This is a genomic window from Pseudomonas sp. BN607, from assembly GCF_029871175.1.
Lineage (GTDB): Bacteria > Pseudomonadota > Gammaproteobacteria > Pseudomonadales > Pseudomonadaceae > Aquipseudomonas.
Genome location: NZ_SSOE01000063.1, coordinates 127,193 through 148,626 on the forward strand (window position 1 = coordinate 127,193; position 21,434 = coordinate 148,626).

20 protein-coding genes are annotated in these 21,434 nt (G+C 60.5%); 8 read left to right on the forward strand and 12 right to left on the reverse strand.

From position 1 onward, the window contains the following. Positions 1-3 precede the first annotated feature (3 nt). The 10 genes from E8E68_RS20455 to E8E68_RS20500 form a co-directional block, all read right to left on the reverse strand. Positions 4-432 (reverse strand): hypothetical protein, encoded by a 429-nt coding sequence (locus E8E68_RS20455; protein ID WP_280344204.1) that lies wholly within the window; start codon positions 430-432, stop codon positions 4-6. Between the two features lie 15 nt (positions 433-447). Continuing rightward, the gene (locus E8E68_RS20460; protein WP_266031196.1) at positions 448-873 is read right to left on the reverse strand and encodes a hypothetical protein; all 426 of its coding nucleotides are present in this window, start codon (positions 871-873) and stop codon (positions 448-450) included. An 88-nt stretch (positions 874-961) separates the two neighbouring features. After that, the gene (locus tag E8E68_RS20465) at positions 962-2,164 is read right to left on the reverse strand and encodes a hypothetical protein (RefSeq protein ID WP_280344209.1); all 1,203 of its coding nucleotides are present in this window, start codon (positions 2,162-2,164) and stop codon (positions 962-964) included. Positions 2,165-2,308: 144 nt separating this feature from the next. Beyond that, positions 2,309-3,445: a M23 family metallopeptidase gene (locus E8E68_RS20470; RefSeq protein WP_110746366.1), complete on the reverse strand. Its 1,137-nt coding sequence runs from the start codon at positions 3,443-3,445 to the stop codon at positions 2,309-2,311. Positions 3,446-3,458: 13 nt separating this feature from the next. After that, positions 3,459-4,634 (reverse strand): hypothetical protein, encoded by a 1,176-nt coding sequence (locus tag E8E68_RS20475; RefSeq protein ID WP_266031201.1) that lies wholly within the window; start codon positions 4,632-4,634, stop codon positions 3,459-3,461. A gap of 7 nt (positions 4,635-4,641) precedes the next feature. Next, a complete protein-coding gene (locus tag E8E68_RS20480; RefSeq protein WP_266031203.1) occupies positions 4,642-5,733 on the reverse strand; it encodes a hypothetical protein in 1,092 nt (363 codons plus the stop codon). 46 nt (positions 5,734-5,779) lie between these two features. Then, entirely contained in the window at positions 5,780-6,535 is a 756-nt protein-coding gene (locus E8E68_RS20485; RefSeq protein ID WP_110746373.1) for a hypothetical protein, read from the reverse strand. A 12-nt stretch (positions 6,536-6,547) separates the two neighbouring features. After that, positions 6,548-7,405, reverse strand: a complete 858-nt coding sequence (locus tag E8E68_RS20490) for a hypothetical protein (RefSeq protein WP_266031207.1) — start codon at positions 7,403-7,405, stop codon at positions 6,548-6,550. Further along, on the reverse strand, positions 7,398-7,916 hold the full coding sequence (locus E8E68_RS20495; protein WP_266031209.1) for a type IV secretion protein IcmW: 519 nt from the start codon (positions 7,914-7,916) through the stop codon (positions 7,398-7,400). Before E8E68_RS20495 ends, E8E68_RS20490 begins: the two co-directional genes overlap by 8 nt. 350 nt (positions 7,917-8,266) lie before the next feature. Then, a complete protein-coding gene (locus tag E8E68_RS20500) occupies positions 8,267-9,037 on the reverse strand; it encodes an NERD domain-containing protein (RefSeq protein WP_266031211.1) in 771 nt (256 codons plus the stop codon). 169 nt (positions 9,038-9,206) lie between these two features. Here E8E68_RS20500 and E8E68_RS20505 point away from each other — a divergent pair, with 169 nt between their 5' ends. Beyond that, complete coding sequence (locus E8E68_RS20505) at positions 9,207-11,600, forward strand: TonB-dependent siderophore receptor (RefSeq protein ID WP_280344220.1); 2,394 nt, start codon at positions 9,207-9,209, stop codon at positions 11,598-11,600. A 128-nt stretch (positions 11,601-11,728) separates the two neighbouring features. On the opposite strand, the gene E8E68_RS20510 is transcribed toward E8E68_RS20505, so the two are convergent. Then, entirely contained in the window at positions 11,729-12,376 is a 648-nt protein-coding gene (locus E8E68_RS20510) for a TetR/AcrR family transcriptional regulator (RefSeq protein WP_280344223.1), read from the reverse strand. Positions 12,377-12,499: 123 nt separating this feature from the next. Between E8E68_RS20510 and E8E68_RS20515 the strand changes: the two genes are divergently transcribed. The 7 genes from E8E68_RS20515 to E8E68_RS20545 all read left to right on the forward strand — a co-directional run bounded on the left by E8E68_RS20515 (position 12,500) and on the right by E8E68_RS20545 (position 20,194). Beyond that, the gene (locus tag E8E68_RS20515) at positions 12,500-14,536 is read left to right on the forward strand and encodes an NADH:flavin oxidoreductase (RefSeq protein ID WP_280344226.1); all 2,037 of its coding nucleotides are present in this window, start codon (positions 12,500-12,502) and stop codon (positions 14,534-14,536) included. A gap of 101 nt (positions 14,537-14,637) precedes the next feature. After that, complete coding sequence (locus tag E8E68_RS20520; protein WP_280344227.1) at positions 14,638-15,945, forward strand: Xaa-Pro peptidase family protein; 1,308 nt, start codon at positions 14,638-14,640, stop codon at positions 15,943-15,945. Between the two features lie 13 nt (positions 15,946-15,958). Next, positions 15,959-16,768 carry an amino acid ABC transporter ATP-binding protein gene (locus E8E68_RS20525; protein WP_280344231.1) on the forward strand — a complete coding sequence of 270 codons (810 nt, stop codon included), beginning with the start codon at positions 15,959-15,961 and terminating at the stop codon, positions 16,766-16,768. Then, positions 16,768-17,409 carry an amino acid ABC transporter permease gene (locus E8E68_RS20530; protein WP_004576156.1) on the forward strand — a complete coding sequence of 214 codons (642 nt, stop codon included), beginning with the start codon at positions 16,768-16,770 and terminating at the stop codon, positions 17,407-17,409. The genes E8E68_RS20525 and E8E68_RS20530 overlap by 1 nt, the downstream gene beginning before the upstream one ends. Beyond that, the gene (locus tag E8E68_RS20535) at positions 17,406-18,065 is read left to right on the forward strand and encodes an amino acid ABC transporter permease (protein ID WP_280344236.1); all 660 of its coding nucleotides are present in this window, start codon (positions 17,406-17,408) and stop codon (positions 18,063-18,065) included. Before E8E68_RS20530 ends, E8E68_RS20535 begins: the two co-directional genes overlap by 4 nt. Before the next feature lie 57 nt (positions 18,066-18,122). Beyond that, complete coding sequence (locus tag E8E68_RS20540) at positions 18,123-18,956, forward strand: transporter substrate-binding domain-containing protein (RefSeq protein WP_004576158.1); 834 nt, start codon at positions 18,123-18,125, stop codon at positions 18,954-18,956. 230 nt (positions 18,957-19,186) lie between these two features. Beyond that, complete coding sequence (locus E8E68_RS20545; protein ID WP_280344242.1) at positions 19,187-20,194, forward strand: Ldh family oxidoreductase; 1,008 nt, start codon at positions 19,187-19,189, stop codon at positions 20,192-20,194. A 351-nt stretch (positions 20,195-20,545) separates the two neighbouring features. On the opposite strand, the gene E8E68_RS20550 is transcribed toward E8E68_RS20545, so the two are convergent. Then, the gene (locus tag E8E68_RS20550) at positions 20,546-21,025 is read right to left on the reverse strand and encodes a very short patch repair endonuclease (RefSeq protein ID WP_280344245.1); all 480 of its coding nucleotides are present in this window, start codon (positions 21,023-21,025) and stop codon (positions 20,546-20,548) included. Positions 21,026-21,434: the final 409 nt, after the last annotated feature.

The window sequence follows — 21,434 nt, forward strand, 5'->3', positions numbered from 1 at the left end:
GGGCTAGGGGGCTGGCTGTTCCGCTGGTGGGGCTGTCGGGGGCGGTTGGGGCGATTCGTGGCCTGGGTTGTCCGGGCCGCCAGCAGCCGGGTCCTCGACGGGCATACAAACCAAGGCTGTGCGCACCTGGGCGGGGTATTGCTGCATCTCGTAGCCATAGGCGGGCGGCTGTCGCATTTCCGGCGCCTGGCATGTGCCTTCGATCACTCCTTGGCGAGGGGTGGAGAAATCGCAGCGCTCACCTTCGTAGCGGTTCGAGCACGAACGATAAGCCGCAACCGGCGTGACCTGCTTGGGCACCGGCACATAGATGGTGGTATTGCGCGGTAGCTCCTGCCATTGCTCCTCGGCCACGGGGGCTTCCTGGGCCTGGGCAGCACTCACCAGAGCCGACATACCGAAGGCCAGCGTGAGGGAAATGATCGCTTTCACAGGTACCTCCAGGCGTCACATGCCAGGCTCGTAGTCCGAGCCGCTGCGGTTCTTCGGCACTGGGTCGCTGTGGTCCAGGCCGGCATTCACTTCCACGCCGCGCTCTTTCATCTCGCTGATCATGTACTCATAGCCGATCGTGAAGTGGGCCAGGTCGTAGCCTGGGTCCGCCTCCTTGATCTTCGAGGTCAACTCGACGATCTCGAGCTTCACCGGGTCCGGCGTCTCGTCGGTATCCCAGCCGTACGAGTTGGCTTCCAGTTTGTTCAGGTGGAAGGCCTGGCTGAAGGCCTTGCCTTCCACAGTGATGTCCTTGGACAGCTTTTCATACAGGTTCTTGCCACCCAGGCCTTCTTCCAGCTTGCCGTCGATCACCCGCAGGAAATCCAGGTGCGCCTCCGGCGTGGCGGTGATTTCTTTCCAGCTGCTGTACTCGGTCATTCCGTTCTCCTTGCGTGGTGAATACGTCTGCCTTGAAGGCTCCATTTAGGTATCAGCTGGCCGGACAGCCTGGCGGCCCGAGCAGGTGTCAAGGCGCCATGTCATTGTCCTGGGAGTTGCCCCCGGCCTTGTTGCGAACCATGTTGACGACCCCTTGCACCATCTCCTTCAAGCGTTCGAAGATGCGCTGCATCGACTCTTGCAGGCGCTCCAGATGCGACTGTGTTTCCCCTTCGAATGCCGGAGTGTTACCTGCATTGCCGTGGATGTTTTCGCTGGAGGTCTCAAGGCGGGCCTTGAGCTTGTCATAATGCGGGTTGCCTTCGGTTTCGGGGTTAAGCAGCTCTTCCTGGGCCCGCCCGTACTGGCGGGTCCAGCCGGTGAGTGCCTTGTCCATGGCTTTTTTGTGGGTTTGGGCATCCGGTGACTGCCCGACTGCCTCGACGAAGGTCTCATGCAGGTCATTGAATTCGCCGTCCGGCTTCATCTTTTCGATGACTTCGGGCACGGTCAGCCCGGTTTGCTCGGCACGTGCTTCGATCTGCTCACGAACCTGGGGCATGTTTCCAGCGTTCCAGAACGCCGTATGTGCCTTCTCGTAATTGCCGGCGGCTTTTTCAACCTGGTCCACCCGGTACTCGGACAGACGGGGCAGGACCTGCACTCGGCCCATCATCTCGTCAGGCCCTGCTGGTGCGGAAGAAGCTTCGACTTCCGCGGGCTTCGAGCCGTCACGCCAGGCATTGGCCAGGGCGCTTGCACCTCTGCCAATGCTTTGCAGGGCTGCCCCGGTCAACGACGCCACGCCGCCCACAAGTTCTGCACTGCCTTGCAGCAGCGCTTCTGCGCCGTTACTTTCGCGCTGTGCGTGTTGGGAGGCTTTGCTGCCGGCAGCATCTGCTGGTTCATTCAGCGATTCATTGATGCGCCGCACTTCTTCCGGGTCGAGTGAAGCGTCCTTCGCCTTCATCTCACCCACGACCTTCATCAGCGCATCGAGTGCGCTTGGATCAATGTCAGCGGCATCTTTTTGTGCGCTGCTGCTGGCCGCTTCCGCGCTACCGGGCGTTTGCGGATTACCAGCCTGCGCATTGAATGCCTTCAAGGCAGCGGCATCTATCTGTTGCACGCTCCAGGCGCCTTCCTGGTGATCCAGGCGCACACTGTCGCCGAGCTGCACGGACGAGTCGTTCATGAGCTCGGCAAAACTGGGATCCTGGAAGGTCAGGTTACCTTCAGCGGTTTTCAGGGTGATGCTGTAAACGTTTTCGCTGTCACCGTTTTCGTTCAAGGGCGCTGCGCCATGATGGACCAAGATACCTGCATAACTCCGCCCTGGCTGGGCTGTTTGCCCGGCAGCAGAATCAGCGACGGCTTGATCAGGCTTATCGAGTTCTTTGGGTTCCATCTGTGTCTACCTTTCGTGGGCGCCGCGTTATTCAATGGATCTGGAAACAGCTCCTTTCTGGGCTCGCTGCTGGGCCCCATCGGTCTGAATCCGTTGACCTGCCAATTTCTGCGACGCGTAAACGGCAAGCAATGCTTCAACTTTTTCCTTCTTGCGATAAATCGCTTCCGACAAATAATTGCCGACACCTACCGCCCGGTTGTAGTCGACCCACAGGGCGCGGCTGGAAACATGGGTGATACTGTTGTTCCACTCGGCATCGCTGAAGCGCCGGGAGGCTTCGGTCGCCAGCATTTCTGATACCGACATGGTGTCGTAGCCACCGATCGGAGCGGTCGGCAAGGCACCATAGCCATCAGCGTCGGACAAGTACATCGCGGGCGTCTTGCCATCCGCTTCGGCCAGCGCTGCATCGGCGTTGGCTGCTGCCACCTGGACAGGCTCAACCGTGGAGTCTGGCGCAACCCCGCCCGAAGGTACATTACCGAAAAGGATCTGGTGCTGCGCCTTGGTGTCCTTACCGAGGATTGGGTAATGCTCGGGATGACCATCCTGGATGGCGTAAGTTTGGCAGAAATAGGGGGCCGGGTCAGTCTTCCAGCCAATGCCAGCCTGCGGGCTGACCACGGCGGAAGGCAACTGCGCCGGGTTGAATGGCCCTCGGTGAGCATTTTCCCTGAACGCCTTGGCCCTGGCCTCGTCTTTTTTCGTGGTGCCATAGGTGAAGTGCAAGTGCTTCACCATGGACGTACTGGGGGTGTTGCCTGACAGACCCAGTTGCTGCCCCGGCTTGACCGTGACGCCTTGCTTGATGCCGTTGGCGAAGCCGCTGAGGTGGTAGTAGGCGACGATATCGCCATTGGCCCGCTGGATCAGTATCGCATTACCCGCAGACCTTCGAGAGCCAGCGAAGGTGATCTTGCCCTCGGTGGTGGCATACACCGGTTGCGATGTACCGCTGGTGGAAAAGTCCAGGCCATCGTGCATGTGTGCCTTCTGGTTGGCCGAGCCGTGGTTGGCCGCGCCGCCACCCCGGAACTTGCCGAAACGGCCGGAAACAATTTCCTTGTCGGTGGGAGACACCATGCAGGTGTCCGCAATGGCGCCGTGGGCACACGCCAGCAGGCTCAGGCCGGCGAGGCCGCGCAAGATCGTTCTGTTCATCCCTTGCGCTCCGTCACTGCACGCTCTGTTGCACATTCTGCTTGGCGGCATCTGCTGCCGCTTGGCTGGTCTGGGTTTGCGCACCCGCGGCAGTTACCGACATGGACACCAGCGAAGCCAGTTGAGCCTCCATGCTTTCGTACTGGCGATATTGCTTTTCCTGGATGGCCAGGTCCAGCGCCTTGATCTTCAAGATCTCGATCAGCGCACCTCGCTCGTTCTGTGCGGCCATGACCCGGGCCCAGCTGTCATATTGAGGCGTATTGCCCGAGTAGCGTTTGACCTCGTTGCGAAAGTGCACGGCCAGTGGCAGGTCGGTGCCTGTTTCCGTGCCTTCCACGCCGGAATAGTCGAGCTGGATTGCCTTGAGGCTGGCCAGTGCCGGCGACACCAGCGCATCCTTGCGGGCCTTGGAAAGCGCATAGTCTTCGGTGGCTGCGGATTTGCCCGCCGATGCTGGCACCGGGCCGTCCGGCAGGCCGGCTACGTTATTGACGAACCCGACTTTCGCCTGGTACAGCGGCTCGTTTTCCATGACGGGTTCGAACAGGGTGGCCACGGTCAGGTCGGCGCCCGGCAGCGAGCCGACCGATTCGCACAAGCCTGAATCTGCCTGGTCCTGGGTGCAGAACTGCTTGCGCGCCTTGACCAGCGCAGCCTGGGCGCTGATGGGCTCGGCGTAGGTGCCTGGTGCCGCCACGATCTCGGACTTGACCCGCTGGCGCACTTCGGTGCCCATGTCGGCATCGCGGGCACTGATCAACGTTCGCGTCGCGTAGACCGAGCAAGGCGAAAAGCCTTGGCCGAATTCACCACCGTAGTCGAAGCGTGACTGCTTGACCCGCTGGGTCTGAGCCAGCACCTTGAGCCCCGTCGCCGTTTGCTGGGCAGCATTGTGCCCAGCTTCTGCGATCTGGTTTGCCGCCAGGGCTTTCTGCTTGGTCAGGATCGCGATGGCCGAGGTCAGGCGCTGGCTCTCGGTTTCAAGCAGGGCCGACAGCGAAGCATCTACCCCGGACACCAGGCCGTTGAGTGTCTGGGTGGCTGCAGTGAATGCCGGCGCTACGGTATTTTCCTGATACTGGGGCGGGCAATAGGCCCAAGCCAGCGTAGAGGTCAGCACAAGCGAAGCACCCAGCGAGACCTTCCATTTGCGCGCTTCACGCGCTGCGTCGAAATCCTTTTTCATGGGCACCTCACTGTACCGACTGCGCTGCTGTTTCAGACAACACTTTCTGGTAGCGCGCTTCCAACGGGGCGTCCAGGCCGTCAGAGGAGGCGATTACCAGCGTTGCCAGGTTGGCGAGCAGCCGTTGGTTCTGCTCGTACTGCTGCTGATGAATCCAGACCTCGAGGCCGCCCATCTTGGCAGCCTCCACCAGCAACCCGCGCTGGGTCTGGCGGGCCAGGTTGCCCGACCATTCCTGCGCTTCCTTGCCACCGAAGTACTGGTTCACGCGCAGCTTGAGCACTTCATTGGGGGACTTGCCGCCGAACTCCGTGCTGCGGGTGTTGGCGGCATTGATCATCGACAGGCTGTAGGCCGGTACAGACAACATCGAGTCCTTGCGGTTTTTCTGCACCATGTAGGTTTCGCCGGCGGGCGTAGCGCCAGCGGCCTTGACCAAGGCTTCGTCCGGTGGACCCATCACGTGCTGGATGTAGGCGGTACGCGCTTCGGTGGCCAGCGAGTCAGCATCCGCGGCTTCGAACAGCAGGGCGGCGTTGGTGTCACCACCGGGTAGTGTACTGAGCGTGCACAGCCCGGCATCTGCCTCTGCGGCGGTGCAGAACTTGTCGCGGTGCTCTTGCAGGCGTTGCTGCATCGCCTTGCCTGTGGAAGCCACCAGGCGACCCGGAGAGGCATCCAGCTCACCGACAGCTGCCTTGGCCTTGGCCGCCATGCTGGTGAATGCAATGTCCATCGACTTGTTCTTGATCACGGTGCCGCAAGGGTCGAAACCTTGGCCGGTCGCTGCGTTGAAGTCGAGGTAGGCCTTGGTCGCGGCCGCGTTCTGTTGCTGCGCGCGGCTGGCATTGATCAGTTGCTCGGCGGTTTGCCTGCTGTTGTCCGCGACCACGCTCGCTGACAGTGCTTCCTGCTTGGTGGCTACGGCCACGGCCGAGATGATCTGCTCGAACTTTATGGTCATCTGGTTACCGAAGGTCGTGCCGAACGTGGTGATGTTGGTACCCACGGATGCTGACAGCGCGCTGATCTGCGCAGCGGTCCACATCTCGGCAGGGCCGAAACCGTAAAGCGCACCGTAGGAAACACCCGAGAGCATTGTCGATCCCACGACAATGCTGGCTAGCTTGAGCCGAAAATTCATATCACTGCCCTGTGAGCATTGGCACGCGACGGTCCGTCACCTGCCCTACGAGAGAGTTGGCAGCCATCGCGGTCATGGCCGAGGCGGCGAGTTGCTGCGACTGGGCAGCATTGCAGGCGACCGTGGTGCAGTCGATGTGCGCTTCCGCGCGTTGATCCGTGATCATGGCGGTGTACGCATACGCTGCGGTCTCGCCTTCCGGGGCGAGGGTCATTTCGCTGAACGGCCCGGCGTAGTCCACATCCCAGCCCTGCATGCCGTTGGCGTTGAGCGTGCACATGCCCTGCCTGGCTTCGGACACGCTGCAGTAGTTGTCGCGGTGCATGGCCAGGGTTTCCCGGTCGGCCACTGCCCTGGAGCCCACCCGCTGCGAGGAATAGGTCGCCATCAGGCGCGCTGCGTCCTTGTCCCGCTGTGACACCGCTTCGACCATCAGCTTGCCCTGCTGCTGGGCGATGCATTTGCTGGTGACCGGTTGCCCCACTGCGGAGTCGAACGAGGTCACGGCCGCCATCGCCCGGTCGGACATCTCGATGGCCCCAACTGCGTTGGCAAGCTGCTTTTTCGAATCGTTGTCCATTTGCGAGACCACGTTGGCGGACAACGCGGTCTGCTTGACGGTCACCGACCAGGCACTCATCTCGCTCTGCATGGTGCTGATGAATGTCAGCACCGAAGCCCAGGTCAGTGCCTGGGCCGGAAGCGCCGTAGCGCCCAGGCCTAGGCCAACGGCCAGAACTGCCGCGACTTTCTTCATCGCCAGCCCCCTTTAGTTGAACAGGCCTGCAGCCGAGCCGGACGACCCGCTGGCTGACCCGGACGACGAACTGCTGGTACTGCTCGAGGTGCTCGAAGACGAGGTGCTCGCTGCAGGCGCCACGGTGCTGGTGGTGGCTGCACTGCTGGTGGTGGTGCCAGTACCGGTACCGGTACCCGTGCTGGCGCCGCCGCCGAAGTCGGTCTGTATGTAGTTGAACGGGTTGACGTCGACGGTGTAGGTGGCCTCGTAGCCGGCGGGGGTACTGTGGTAACTGCTACCCAGTTCCGGGTCGAGTGTACTCATGCCCTTGCTGACCAGGCCATTGGTCAGCCCGTTCAGGTCCGCCAGTGAAGTGCCGCTGCTGACCTTGCCGATCGCCTGGTTGATGGGGCTGGTGACCATCGAAGAAACCTGCTGTACCGCGGTACAGACTTTCTTCTGCGCGTATTTCAATACCGCTTGCTGGGCTGCCGCGAAAATGGAGCCCAGGCTCGGGATGGAGCCGGAGAGGTCGAACAGGCTGCCCAGGCCCCCAAAGCAATCCGCCGTGGCGCTGAACAGCGACTCGACATTGGGCGTTGCGGCAGCCAGTTCAGTATGGATTCTCAACGCGTCGTTGATGGAGGCACCGATCGTCCCCTCCTTGGTGCCGTCGGCGCAGTCCTGGGCGTCGGCCTTGATGGCCTCGGCCACCACGGAGCTTTGCTCCGAGAGCAGGGTGCTGGACGTGGAGCCCAGGCTGCTGGTGGCGGCGAACGCCGGCCCGGCCAGCAAAAGCCAGGCACCTAGCACACCCCCCAGCACCGCGCGCTTGCCCACAGATTTGCCCACTGCCACAGCGACAGGGTTCAGTCGTCCGTCATACATCTGCGTAACTCTCCATGATCTGTGAAATCTCGCGCAGCCGCTCTGCAGAGAAAATCTCGCTGAGCAGGTGAGCTTTGCTGAAGGCATCCAGCCGGCGGCGAAATGCCGTGAGGTCAGCGAGTTGTGACAGGTCGCCAGCCAGCAGCGGCGCCAGCGCACCGCTAAACGCGTCGTTGTGCTGTGCCACATAACGGACCAGGTACATGCAGCGCGAAGAGGTGAGGTGGGCCAGGAGCTCGGCAAAGGCCTGTGGAACCTGATGCAGGACGCGTGCATAGGTCTCGACGAACGACTGCAGCTCCTGCATCAGCAACTGGATCTCGAACTGATGCGCCGGGGCATCCTCGTCGAAGTCCACCGCCCAGCGGTCCAGGTGGTCCATGCTCACCAGAAACTTCACCAGCAGGGCATTGCGCGACGATTTCGCGAAATGGCCAAGGACGCCGTGTGCCGTGAGGTCCAGCGAGTCGATGGGCGGTATGTGCGCACCGGCGGTTGTGTATTCGTCCATTCCCTGCACTCGGTTAAAGCATACTGAAATACGCTAAAATGCATCCTGTTTCTAATTCTGTATCAAAAATGCTGGCGTATCAACTTTTTGACATGGGAATTACAAGTGCACGATGTTGGCAAATGGCCACTGTGCAGCGGGCGGTTCGCGCCTGAAGATTCAGTTGGATGCCTTGATTGGCGTGGCTTGCGCGGTGAAGGGTGGCCGCTGATACGCTGCGGAACTTGCTCACTCGGGAGCGGCTCGTGGTGCGTAATCAGCGGCTGAAGCGCAGGGTTTGCGCGAGGTGGGAGAAGGGAGGCCCCGATCAGGAGGAGGGCGGGCCTGACCCTATGGCGTGAACGCCTGCCTCAGAGACTCTGCATGATTCGGCATTTGGGAAATGCCGAGCAGCCCCAGAATTGCTGGCCGGCCTTGGTGCCCGACTTGTAGCTCCGAACCAGCAGGGCGCTGCCGCATTTCGGGCATTGCCGCTCGGCTGTCGGGTCGCTGCGGCGCTTGAGGTTTTGCACATGCGCGCGATGGGTGGCAAGCGTCGGCGCGCGGCGTCCGGCCTGCAGGGCTTCTAACATGGCGTCGACTTCGGCCTCGCTGAAAACCGCTTCCTCGTACGACTTCATGTAACGAATGAATTTGCTGCCTTGGGTGACGTTGGCTGGCATTGCGGTCTTGAACGTGCTGTCACCCACGAAGGTGATGACCGAATGCAGGTGCGTGGCGTCGACGCCCAACGTTGCCTCCAGCGCCTTGAGGTGCTTGTAGTTCTGCCGCAACGGGTTCTGGAACTTGAAAGTGCGCTTGTAGAGTTTCTGCGTCCACTGCGCCTGCTTTTCAGTGCCGAAGATCCAGCCGCTCATGTTTTTGGTTTCCAGCACGAAAATGCCGTACACCGAGATGAACACATGATCAATCTGCGTGGTGCCGTCCGGGGTATCCAGGGTGATGTTGTGCAGGCTGCGATAGACCTGCTCGTCCAGCTTCAGCCAGACGAAGTAGCGCACCAGCAGCTCGCCAAGATACCCCTTGGTCGCGGGCTGCTTGAGTACCATCAGGAGTATGACGAGCGGGACGAACCAGCTGAGGGTGCCCGCGTTCTGGCTGATAACTGCGATGAAGTCCATTTCGAGTTGCTCCAAGGTTCCATGGGGCTGCGGACTTTACCGAAATTGACGTGATGGCACGATGTCATTGCGCAGCAGCGAAAATAAATGAGGTGTTTTCTCATTCTCGTTCGGCCTGTGGATAAGGCCGGAATACAGGCCAGTTGCCGACCCTCCACGGAGCTAGAGAATGAGTTCGACACCGGTACCACAGCGCCATCCATTGAACCGTGCCTTGCACGCTGCAATTCTGGGTTTGGTAGTGAGCAGCCACGCATTGCCGTCGCTGGCGCAACCCTCGGGCGCTGATCAGAACACCCAGATGCAGCAGTGGAACATCCCTGGCGGCCCATTGGCCCCGGCGCTGGACCGCTTTGCCCGGCAGGCAGGTATCAGCCTGTCCTTCGATGCGCAGAACGTCGCCAATCGCACGACCCAAGGCGTGCAGGGCAGCCTGGCGCCATCGGCAGCACTGTCGACGCTGTTGCAGGGTACCGACTTGCAGGTCGAGCAGCAGGGCCCGAATGCTTACTTGGTCATCCCCCAGGCAAAGCCTGCCGGCCCGCTGGAGCTTGGCGCCACCGAGGACTATCGCCTGGCGCCGGTCATCATCAATGCCAAGGTCAAGGCCAGCGCCGATGATGACCTGAACTCGGTGGTGGCCAAGGAACTGTGGGTGGGCGGCAAGGTGGCGACCAGCATCCTCAACACCCCTGCGTCCGTGTCTGTGGTGACCAACAAGGAAATGCAGCAGCGCAGCGTCAGCACCACCGAGGAGGCCCTGCAGTACACCCCTGGCGTGGTCAGTGACTTCTATGGCTCGGACGACCGCAACGACTACTTTCAGATCCGCGGCTTCCAGGCGACTACCTACCGTGACGGCCTGACCCTGAGCTCGATGCGTGGTGTGCGCGAAGACCCGTATGCCTACGAGCGCATCGAGATCCTGCGTGGCGCCAACTCCACCTTGTTCGGCCCGGCAGACCCGGGTGGCTCGGTCAACTTCGTGACCAAGCAACCACGCTTCGAGAAGTTTGGCCAAGGCTACGTGACCTACGGCTCCTACGACCATGCCGAAACCGGGATCGATGTAGGCGATGCGCTGAACGACGAACAAACACTGGCCGGCCGCTTCACGGCCAAGATGCAGAACAGCGACCGCGAGTACGACCATTCGCAGGACGATAACCGCTTCGTCATGGGCGGCCTGACCTGGGCACCCACCGACTTCACCTCGGCGACGGTGGTGCTGGATTACCTCAAGACCAACAGCTCGCCGAACAGCGGTGGCTACCCGCTGGACAAGGAGTACGACCGCAGCGACTTCTACGGCGAGCCTGGCTACAACTTCCACGATGTCGAACGCACCAGCCTGAGCGGCAACATCACCCACGACTTCGACAACGGCTTCACCCTGCGCAGCAACCTGCGCTACAGCGAGCTGAGCGATGACTTCGGCTATGTCTACCTGAGCGACAGCGCCTCGCGCGTCGGCACCACCATCCCGCGCTACGTTTTCGGCACCGACAGCGATGCCGACCAGCTCAACGGCAACCTGATGCTGCAGTACGATGCGCAGTTCGAGCACATCGACAGCAGCACCCTGGTCGGTGTGGAGTACCTGGACTCGAGCACCAAACAGAGCTCGGTATACAGCCTTGCCCCCTCCATCGACATTGCCAACCCAGTGTTCACCGGTGTTCCCGGTGGTGTCACGCCCTACACCCGCAAGAAAAACGACGCCACCACCAAGGCGGTGTTCCTGCAGCAGAACCTGTCGTTCTACGACCGTGTGATCGCGACTGCCGGTGTGCGTAATGACTCCATGGACCTGTCCAGCACCGAATACGTCGGTGGCGTGAACAAGCAAAGCGACAACTTCTCTGAAACCTCATACCGCGGTGCGCTGACCTACATCGTCAACGACGAGGTGTCGACCTACATAAGCATGGTGGAATCGGTTTCGCCCCCCCAGGTTGGCGTTACCCCGCAGACCGGCAGGCAGTACGAAGTGGGCGTGAAGTACTCGCCGCTGGGCATGGACGCATTGTTCTCCGCTGCCGTTTATGACCTGACCCAGGAAAACGTCACCATCGCTGTGGTGCTGCCCAGCGGCATTATCGAACAGCAAACGGTGGGCGAGTCGCGCGCACGCGGCCTGGACCTGGAAGCCAAGGCCCAAGTCACGCAGAACCTCAGCCTGATCGGTGCTTATTCCTACATGGAGACCGAAGTGCTGCGCGGTTCGCTGTATGACGGCTCTTCGCTCAAGGGCAAGGAATTCACCGTCGCGCCCAAACATACCGCCTCGCTGTGGAGCTACTACGACATTCCCGCCACTGACGTGAGCGTTGGCCTGGGTGCGCGCTATGTCGGGGGGTACTACATGGATGCTGCCAACACCAAGAAAAGCGATGGCACCACACTGTTTGATGCGGCGCTCAACTACAAGATTGCCAACGGGACAGACCTGGCGCTGAATGTGAGCAACTTGTTTGATGAACAGCATGTGGTGGGGTCGGGGACGGCGAATTACTACAACCCGGGGCGTGAGATTACGGCCAAGGTGAGTTACAGCTGGTAAGGCGGCCAGGGTATGGCACGGGTTGCGCACCTGTTCGCGGGTGAACCCGTGCCTACAGGTGCGCAAGATCCTGAAGCTTGCAATGAACCCCCGTATCTGCAAAGAGACTGACTTTTGAGCCGGTGTTTTTAGACCTTCAAATCGGCGTCGCTAAAACCGTTGCGCTGATAAAAACGCTCCAGCTCACGGGCTTCCGGTTCCCTGCCGGTGAATATCTTCAGGTACTCGGGAATGTAGCGCATGCGCTGGGCCAGGGGCTCCCGGGTTTTCATGCTGATGTAGCCGATTTGCGTCAGGTAGATGGAACGGGCGCGGGTAATCGCAGCATCGTGTTCAAAGCCGAAGCGGTCGAACATCTGCCGCAATGCCTCGACGCGTTGCGCGTCTGCCTGGCCGATTTCCTGCGCCACTTCTGGCGACTGCAGCGCCCAACTGCGCATGGCGAACTCGAATTGCGAGTCGAACAATTCGCTGTTCAGCCAGCAGTCGAAGACGTTGAGAATCGCCTCGGTGATGGACTCGGCATAGGCCTGGGATTTGGTCACCAGGTTGAAGGTGTTCTTGTTTTTCCATTGCTCGATCAAGGCCACGAGCAAGGCATCGCGGTCTTCGAAAAACCAGTAGAAGCTGGTGCGCGACAAATTCAGCTTTTTGGCCAGCGGCATCACTCGCACGGCATCCACACCTGACTCGGTCAGGCTTTCATAGGCCGCATTCAGCCAGCCTTCAAGTGAACCTCGGCCTGCTGCTTCCGCCTTTAAGGTGGTTCCTTTCATGGGCATTTCTTCCCTTTTCAATGTGCGCTTTGTGGCAACTGTACACCATCGTCAAGAGTATTGACACCTGTGTACACAGGGGCATATTGTCGGCGTGCCTGATGACCTGTTTGCGAGACCGATATGAAAAACGATCCGCTACTTCAGCCTTATCGCCTCAAGCATTTGACCCTGCGCAACCGCATCATCACCACGTCCCACGAACCGGCCTACCCGGAAGACGGGATGCCGAAAAAGCTCTACCGGGCCTACCACGTTGAACGTGCCAAAGCCGGCGTAGCCATGACCATGACCGCTGGCTCCGCCGCGATCTCCCGTGACAGCCCACCCGTGTTCAACAACATTTTGGCCTACAAGGACGAAGTGGTCGGCTGGATGAAAGACCTGACCGACGAGTGCCACGAACATGGTGCAGCGGTGATGATCCAGCTCACTCACCTGGGCCGGCGTACCCGCTGGGACAAAGGCGACTGGCTACCGGTGGTGTCGCCCTCCCACAATCAGGAACCCGCACACCGCGCCTTCCCCAAGCAGCTTGAACAGTGGGACATCGACCGCATCATTCGCGACTATGCCGATGCCGCCGAACGCATGAAGGCCGCCGGCCTGGATGGCATCGAGCTGCAAGCCTACGGCCACTTGATGGACCAGTTCTGGTCGCCACTGACCAACGAACTGGAAGGGCCGTACGGCGGCTCGCTGCAAAACCGCCTGCGCTTCACCTTCGATGTGCTTACGGCCATTCGCAAGCGCGTGGGCTCGGAGTTTATTGTCGGCATTCGCTACACCGGGGACGAAGTGCTCGCCGGTGGCCTGCAAAAAGAGGAGGGCTTGCAGATCTCTCAACTGTTGAAAGACAGTGGCATGATCGACTTCCTCAATGTGATTCGCGGCAACATCGCCACCGACGCCGGGCTGACCGACATCATCCCGATCCAGGGTATGCGCAATGCCCCGCACCTGGACTTTGCTGGCGAAATAAAGACGCTGACCGGCTTCCCGACCTTCCATGCAGCAAAAATTCCCGACGTGGCCACGGCGCGTCATGCCATTGCCTCGGGGTTGGTGGACATGGTCGGCATGACCCGCGCGCACATGACTGACCCGCACATCGTGCGCAAGATCATCGAAGGCCGTGAAGACGATATCCGCCCATGCGTAGGCGCCAACTATTGCCTGGACCGCATTTACAACGCAGGCGCGGCCTACTGCATCCACAACGCCGCGACCGGGCGTGAAACCACCATGCCTCACGAAATACCCAAGGCTGTGCAGAAGCGCAAAGTGGCGATTATCGGTGCCGGCCCTGGTGGCCTGGAGGCGGCACGTGTGGCAGGCGAGCGCGGCCACGAGGTGGTGGTGTACGAGCTGGCGGACAAACCCGGCGGGCAGATTCGCCTGACCGCACAGTCCGAGCGGCGCAAGGAAATGATCAGCATCATCGACTGGCGCATGGCGCAATGCGAGCGCCTTGGCGTGAGGTTCCACTTCAACACCTGGGCAGACACCGCGATTGTGCTCGATGAAAATGCCGACGTAGTGATCGTGGCGACCGGGGGCATGCCGCACACCGAAGTGCTGGAGCACGGCAATCAGTTTCTGGTTTCAAGCTGGGACATCATTTCCGGCGACGTGAAGCCTGGGCGCAATGTGCTGGTGTACGATGATGCGGGCGACCACGCCGGCCTGCAAGCCGCCGAATTCATAGCCCGCAGTGGCGCCAAGACTGAAATCATGACCCCCGACCGCTCGTTCGCGCCAGAAGTCATGGGCATGAACCTGGTGCCCTACATGCGTGCGTTACAGCACCTGGACACCACGTTTACCGTCACCTACCGGCTCAAGGCCGTGGAGAAACAAGGCGACCAATTGCTGGCCACGATCGGCACCGATTACAGCGACCTGACCAAAACGCGCCTGGTGGATCAGGTGGTGGTCAACCACGGCACCCGGCCGCTGGACGAGCTGTATTTCGACCTCAAGCCCCTGGCCAGCAACGAAGGTGCCTTGGAGTACATGGACCTGATTGTCGGCAAGCCGCAAAATGTTCTCAGCAACCCCGAAGGGCGCTTCCAGCTGTTCCGCATTGGTGATGCAGTGGCGTCGCGCAATACCCATGCGGCCATCTACGATGCCCTGCGGCTGGTCAAGGACCTCTAGCTGCCGCATCTCGCCCACAACAATAAAGACAGCCGTCACCAGATTTAGAAACCTTTTAGTTACTGCCCCGAAAGTTGGTCTGACTCAGCGGAGGTTGTTGCATGCAAACGGGTTCTGATTCCATTGAGCTGCTCACGGCGTTAACCGAACGCGACCTGCGCTTTCGCAGCGATGCCAAGGTCACTGAACATGCCATCGCGCCGGTCGACACGGCGTTACTCGATGCGTATGCCGCCATCGATCGCAAAGCCTTGCGCCATTACCGCCTGGAGCGCATTCGCGAGCAACTGCGCGCCCAGGATTACGCCGCCATTCTGTTGGCCGATCCGATCAATATTCGCTATGCCACCGACACCAATAACCTTGGTTTGTGGGTGATGCACTCGCCCAGCCGCTATGTGTTCGTCGCCACCGACGGCCCGGTGGTGCTGTTCGAGTTCACCAGCAGCCGGCACAACAGCGAGCACGTTGAAACCATCGATGAAATTCGCCCGGCGATTCCCTGGCTGTATTTCCTCGCCGGCCCCCGCGTGCAGGAAAAAGCCGAGCGCTGGGCACAGGAGGTGGCGGACCTGATGGCCCGCCACGGTGGCGGCAATCGCCGCTTGGCGGTCGACCGCTGCGACCCTTGGGGCGCGCAGCGCCTGACACACCAAGGCATCGAACTGTTCGATGCGCAGCCATTGATGGAGCAGGCACGCTTGATCAAATCGGCTGAAGAAGTGGCCAGCCACCGGGTGTCCATGGGCGTGTGCGACCTGGCCATTGCCCGGATGCGCACAAGCCTGGTGCCGGGGGTTACTGAAAACCAGCTGTGGAGCATCATGCACGGCACCAACGTCGCGCACGGCGGAGAGTGGGCCGAAAGCCGCCTGCTCAGCTCCGGGCCGCGCACCAATCCGTGGTTTCAGGACGCCACCGACAAGGTCATCAAGGCTGGTGAAATGGTCTGTTTCGACACCGACATGGTCGGGCCCGGCGGTTACCTTTCAGACATCTCGCGCAGCTTCATCTGCCCCGGCAAGGCGCCGACCATGGCCCAACGCGACTTGCTGGACATCGCCTCACAGCAGATCAACCACAACGTCGAACTGCTACGCCCGGGCCTGTCCTTTCGCGAGTTCGCCGAGCGCTGCTGGCCGGTGCCCCAGCGCTTCGAGCACAACCGCTACATGATGATGCTGCACGGTGTCGGGCTGGTGGACGAGTACCCCAGCGTCGCCTACGCCGTGGATTTCGCCGAGTGGGGGTACGACGGCCTGTTCGAGGAAAACATGGTGGTGTCGGTGGAAAGTTACATCGGTGAACAAGGCGGTGGGGAAGGGGTGAAGCTCGAAGAGCAGGTGCTGATCAGCGCCAACGGGCCGATCAAACTCTCGCGCACACCCTTGGTCGACGGCGATCGATAGCTGGAGCAAAACCATGAGCAGCATGACTGTGATCGAAACCGCACCCACCTTGGCGCCGCGCCCGGTGGCCAGCGCCGAACCGTTCTTGCGCCTGGAAGGCATTCATAAACAGTTTGGCCCTTACCCCGTTTTGCACGACGTGTGTTTTGAAATGAACAAGGGCGAGGTGGTGGCCATTATCGGCCCCAGTGGGTCGGGCAAAAGTACCTTGCTGCGCTGTATCAACCAACTGGAGCCACCGACCAAGGGGCGGGTCAGCATGGATGGCGTGCACATCGAAGCTGGCAAGGCGTTGCCCCGTACAGAGCTGCTGAAGTTGCGCCGACGTATTGGCATGGTGTTCCAGTCGTTCAACCTGTTCCCGCACCTGACGGTGCTGCGCAACGTCAGCCTGGCGCAAATCCGCACTTTGGGCCGCAGCGCCAAGGAAGCCGACTCCCGCTCCTTGCAACTGCTCGAACGCGTTGGGCTGGCTGACAAGGCCCAGCATTATCCGGCGCGCTGCTCTGGTGGCCAGCAGCAACGTATCGCCATCGCCCGCGCCCTGGCACTGGACCCTGAGCTGATGCTGTTCGATGAGCCGACCTCGGCGCTGGACCCCGAGTTGGGCCTGGAGGTGCTGGCGGTGATGAAAGAGCTGGCCGGCGAAGGCATGTCGATGATTGTCGTGACTCACGAGATGCACTTCGCCGAAACCGTGTCCGACCGGGTGGTGGTCATGGCTGACGGGCGCATCATCGAACACGGGCCGAGCCAGCGAGTGATGCGCGAGCCCGAGCATGAACGGGTGATCCAGTTCCTCCAGGCAGTGAGGAATCGCTGATGAAAGATATCCTGATGATGCTGTTGAACGGCATACCCTGGACCATTGCCGTTACCGTGCTCGCATTCTGTGTCGGCGTAGTGCTGGGGTTTCCCATCTGTGCCCTGCGCATGTCCAGGTTCAAGGTGCTGAGCATTCTGGCTGCCATGCTGGTGCTGACCCTGCGCTCAATCCCCCCGATTGTCTGGCTGTTCTTCATCTTCTTCGGCATCGGTGGCGGCTATATCAGCCTGTCGCCGTTTACCGCAGCGGTGGTTGGCCTGGGGTTGATCACGGCGGCGCACATGTCCGAGGTGTACCGCGGTGCGTTCGCGGCAATTCCCGCCGGCCAGTTCGAAGCCGCCTATGTGCTTAACCTGTCGGCGCCGCAACGGTTTTTCGATGTGGTGTTGCCGCAGTTGGTGCGTATCGCCATTCCCACCTCAGCCACCTACGCCATTGGCCTGCTCAAGGATTCGGCCGTGGCCTCGACGATTGGCGTTGGTGAAATCAGCTTTCAGGCTTACCAGGTTTCACAGCAAACCTTTCAGGGCCTGAGCGTCTACAGCGCGGCGGCGGTGGTGTACCTGGTGCTCAGCGTGCCAGTGGCCTTGTTCTCTCGTTGGCTGTCGGCCACGTTGAAACAGAGGATTGCCCGATGAGCGAACTGCTGACGATGTGGGTGCAATGGTTGCCGGAGCTGTGGAAGGGCTTTGTGCTGTCGATGCAGGTCACGGCGGTCAGCCTGGGCCTGGGCGTTGTGCTGGGGCTGTTGCTGGCACTGGGCGTTTCGTCGCCGAGCCGCTGGTTGCGTTACCCCTCCCTGGTGGTGGTGGAACTGGGGCGTGGCGCACCGGCGTTGATCCTGCTGCAGTATTTTTACTTTGGCCTGCCCAGCGTCAACCTCACCCTGACTTCGTTCTGGGCCGCTGCGCTGGCCATGGCGTACTGCACGGCGGCCTACACCAGTGAAATCATTCGCGGTGGCATCGAGTCGGTGGCCGCAGGGCAAACCGAGGCCGCCGAAGTGATCGGCCTCAACCGGTTCGACGCGCTGCGCTTTGTGATCCTGCCTCAGGCCTTGCGGGTGGCGCTGCCATCGCTGCTGGGGTTCTCGATCATGATGTTCCAGGCCTCTTCGCTGTGTTTCACCATCGCCCTGCCAGAAATTGTCAGCCGGGCGTCTTCCATTGGCTCTTCCACGTTCGAGTACATGCCGGTGCTGATACTGGCCGGTTTGATGTATGCCGCTGTCTGCGCCCCGGCGACCCTGGGTGTGGCAGCGCTGGAAAAAAGACTGGCCCCCAGCCAGCCATAACAACAAATCCACTCGCGCCGATTTCGGCTGCTGCTCTCTTATTGCAAAGGTGAAGTCATGACTCGCTCATTCAAGCGTTTTACCCGTTGGATGTTCTTGTGCTCGACCTTGGCCGGCGCCCCGTACGCCTTGGCCGAATGCACCCCCGCGAACCAGTTTGAAACCATCACCCCGGGTGTGCTGACCGTGGCGGCGTATGTTTTCCCGCCTTACTCGATACCCGGGCCGAACAACCAGTTGAGCGGCGTGGACGGCGAGATCATCAAGCGCATCGCCGAGCGCGAATGCCTCAAAGTCAAAACCATGGTGGTGGACACGGCAGCCGTCGTCCAGGCAGTGGTGGCAAAGCGCGCCGATGTCGGCATCGGTGATTGGTATCGCACGGCAGAGCGCAGCAAGGCGTTGGGCTTGTCGGCACCCTTGTACCTGGACGTGATGGGCATCATTTCGGATGAGGGTTACACGAAGATTTCCGAACTGGATGGCAAGCGTATCGGCACCGTGCAGGGCTACCTGTGGGTGGACGATTTGAAGAAAGCCTTTGGCGATAACCTGGTGCTCTACCCAAACCCCGTGGCCATGGCCCAGGACCTGGCGTCCAGGCGCATCCAGGTTGGCGCGGACAGCTTCGCGGTGGCCGTGTCTTCGCAGCAGAAGGGCGGCTACCCCGGCAAGAGCATCAAGGTGTCCGAGCCCGATCAACGGGTCAAGGCCACGCTTGAGCCCGGGCAGAGCGCCTTCCCGTACACCAAGGCCAACGCCGCCCTGGGCGAGGCGCTGGGCAAGAACATCCAGGCCTTGCATGCCTCAGGCGAAATCGCAGAAATCCTCGCCTCGTTTGGCCTGGACCGCGAGGCTGCAAAAGTGGGTGAGCCGAGGATGATTCAGTAAAGATGACTAACTGAACGACCCAAATCCTGTGGGAGATTACCCAGCCCTCCGGGCAGCGCTGTCGCGCAGAGAACAAGGCCCGTGAGCGCGCCGCATACCCTGTGGGAGCGGGCGTGCCCGCGAAGAATCCAACGCGGTGGTTGGCACCGGCTGTGCCGGTGTTCGCAGGCAAGCCCGCCCCTGCAGGTTTTCAGCCTGCGGCACACCTACTATCCGGGAACACTGAAACCATGGACGACGAAAACCCCGAAAAGCGCCTGTCCCTGACCGATGCCACCACCTTCGCCCGACAGCTCTGCCTGGCCCACGGCGCCAGCCACGCCGTGGCCTCGGCGCTTGCCGCCGCCACGGTATCAGCCCAGGCCCATGGCCAACACGAACTCGGTTTCGGCCATTTGCCTGACTACCTCAGCGGTTTTGCCAGCGGCCGAATTGCCAAGGCGGCCGAGCCCATCGTGACCCAGGTCGCGCCAGCCATGATCCGCTGCGACGCGGCCCGAGGCATCGCACAACTGGGGTTCGATCGCGCCTTCCCAGCGCTGTGCAGCAATGCGCATCAACTGGGTATCGCCCTGTTTGCGCAGTACAACGCGTTCACCTGCGGCGAGTTGGGCTATTACACCCGTCGCTTGGCGCGCGAGGGGTTGGTTGCGTTGGCGTTCACCAATGGCTCACCGCTGCTCACCGTGGCCGGCCAGAGCCGGCCGCTGTACTCCACCAACCCCATCGCATTTGCCGCCGCCAGTGACACTGGGCGGTTACTGGCGATTGACCAAGCTAGCAGCGCCACGGCTTACGTGAACCTGTTGCGGGCTGCTGAAGCGGGGGAGGCGATACCGGCAGGCTGGGCGGTTGATGCACAAGGCAATGAAACGCACAGCGCGCGGGAGGCATTGCATGGGACGTTGCTGGCGTTTGGGGGCGGCCGTGGGGCTAATATTGCGTTGATGGTTGAGGTGCTTGCGGCGGGGGTGACGGGGGCCAATTGGTCGCTGGATGCAGCGGATTTTCGTGCTGGTAGTGAATCCCCTGGGGCTGGGATGCTGGTGGTTGGTATTGCTCCCAGGTTGCTGGATGAGTGCTTTGCTTCAAGGTTGGACGAGCAGATGGCTCGGCTTGAAGCCTTGGGGGTTTACTTGCCGGGGAAGGGGAAAGAGCAAGCTTATGATTGTGCGGTTCGTGAGGGGATTAGCTTGCCGTTAGCGGCGTACGATGCGTTTAAGTTGCACTTGGGGTAGTTGCATCCTTTGCCATCGCCGGCTGCGGTAGCCTACCGGATCGGGGGGGCTGTAGCTGAGCCAGGGTAATTTGAAACAAAGGGGTATCTAACTGTTTTTGTTGGTTAATAATTAATGAGCACCCTGGTTTGGAATACCAGTTGGAACGCTGCGCGATTTGGATTCCGATGGACGGTGTAATTCGAACTCTGCCCCTTACACCGTCGGCATTGAACATATCAAGCAAATGGTTGTGAGAAAGCTAGACATGGCTGGTGAAGAGTTGCTCTTGATCGTTGCGCGCCACCCGAGCCAGACTGGATCGAAAAATCTTTTTGAATTCTTGGAATTGAGTGCCGGAAGCCAATAAGCTCAGTTTACTGTAGGCGGATGACTGGGGACGAGCAGGTCGGAGTAATTGGGCCAAGAGACGTATTTTTGGGTACAGTCCGGGATCGTTTCCAGAAGCCAGTTCATCCCCGCTTCCGGTCCGCGTATTCCGCACTCCCAGAGCTCGATCACTCGCCAGCCTGACCTGAGCAGTTCATCTCGGTTCCTGATATCACGTTTCACGTTCTGATCGAATTTCGTCTGCCAAAAGTCCTCGCGGGTCTTTGGGATGGTGGCGTATCTGCAGCCCGGATGTCTGTGCCAGAAGCAACCATGAACGAAGATGCAGACACGATGACGAGGGAGCACGATATCGGGTTTACCTGGAAGATTTCGCTGATGTAAGCGATACCTGAAGCCTTGATGATGAAGCAGCTTTCTGACCTTCATCTCTGGCAATGTATCGCTACCGCGAATGCCCGCCATCATTCGAGACCTGACTTCTCTGCTGACTATGTCCATGAACCACCCCCAGATGAGCTTGCCCCTGTCACAGGATATCTCCTTGAAAAAACATTTCTGCTTCGTGAGCCAATTCGAATCGTGGATTCTTCGCAAGTCCGAAGGGCTCGGCGAAGGCTTTGCCCCATCAGGCAATGGCAAGCGACTAGATATCATCGTTTAGGTCGAGATAGACCCCGTTGCCCGTGAAATCTTGAGGTTATGGGCATTCTTTCGCTGGCTGAGGCTGGCTAAATATGAAGGTTCACGCAGTCTGCGCAGGCGACACCTCGCGGTATTTTCATTACACTCTGACACAATGTAACATTTGGCGCCCGGTTGACGATTCGTAAAGCCGGGCTGCGCCGCGTGGTATGAGCAGGCCTGAGCCGCCGCCCTTCTGCGCTACGTGCAGCTGGTCTTGGCGCAT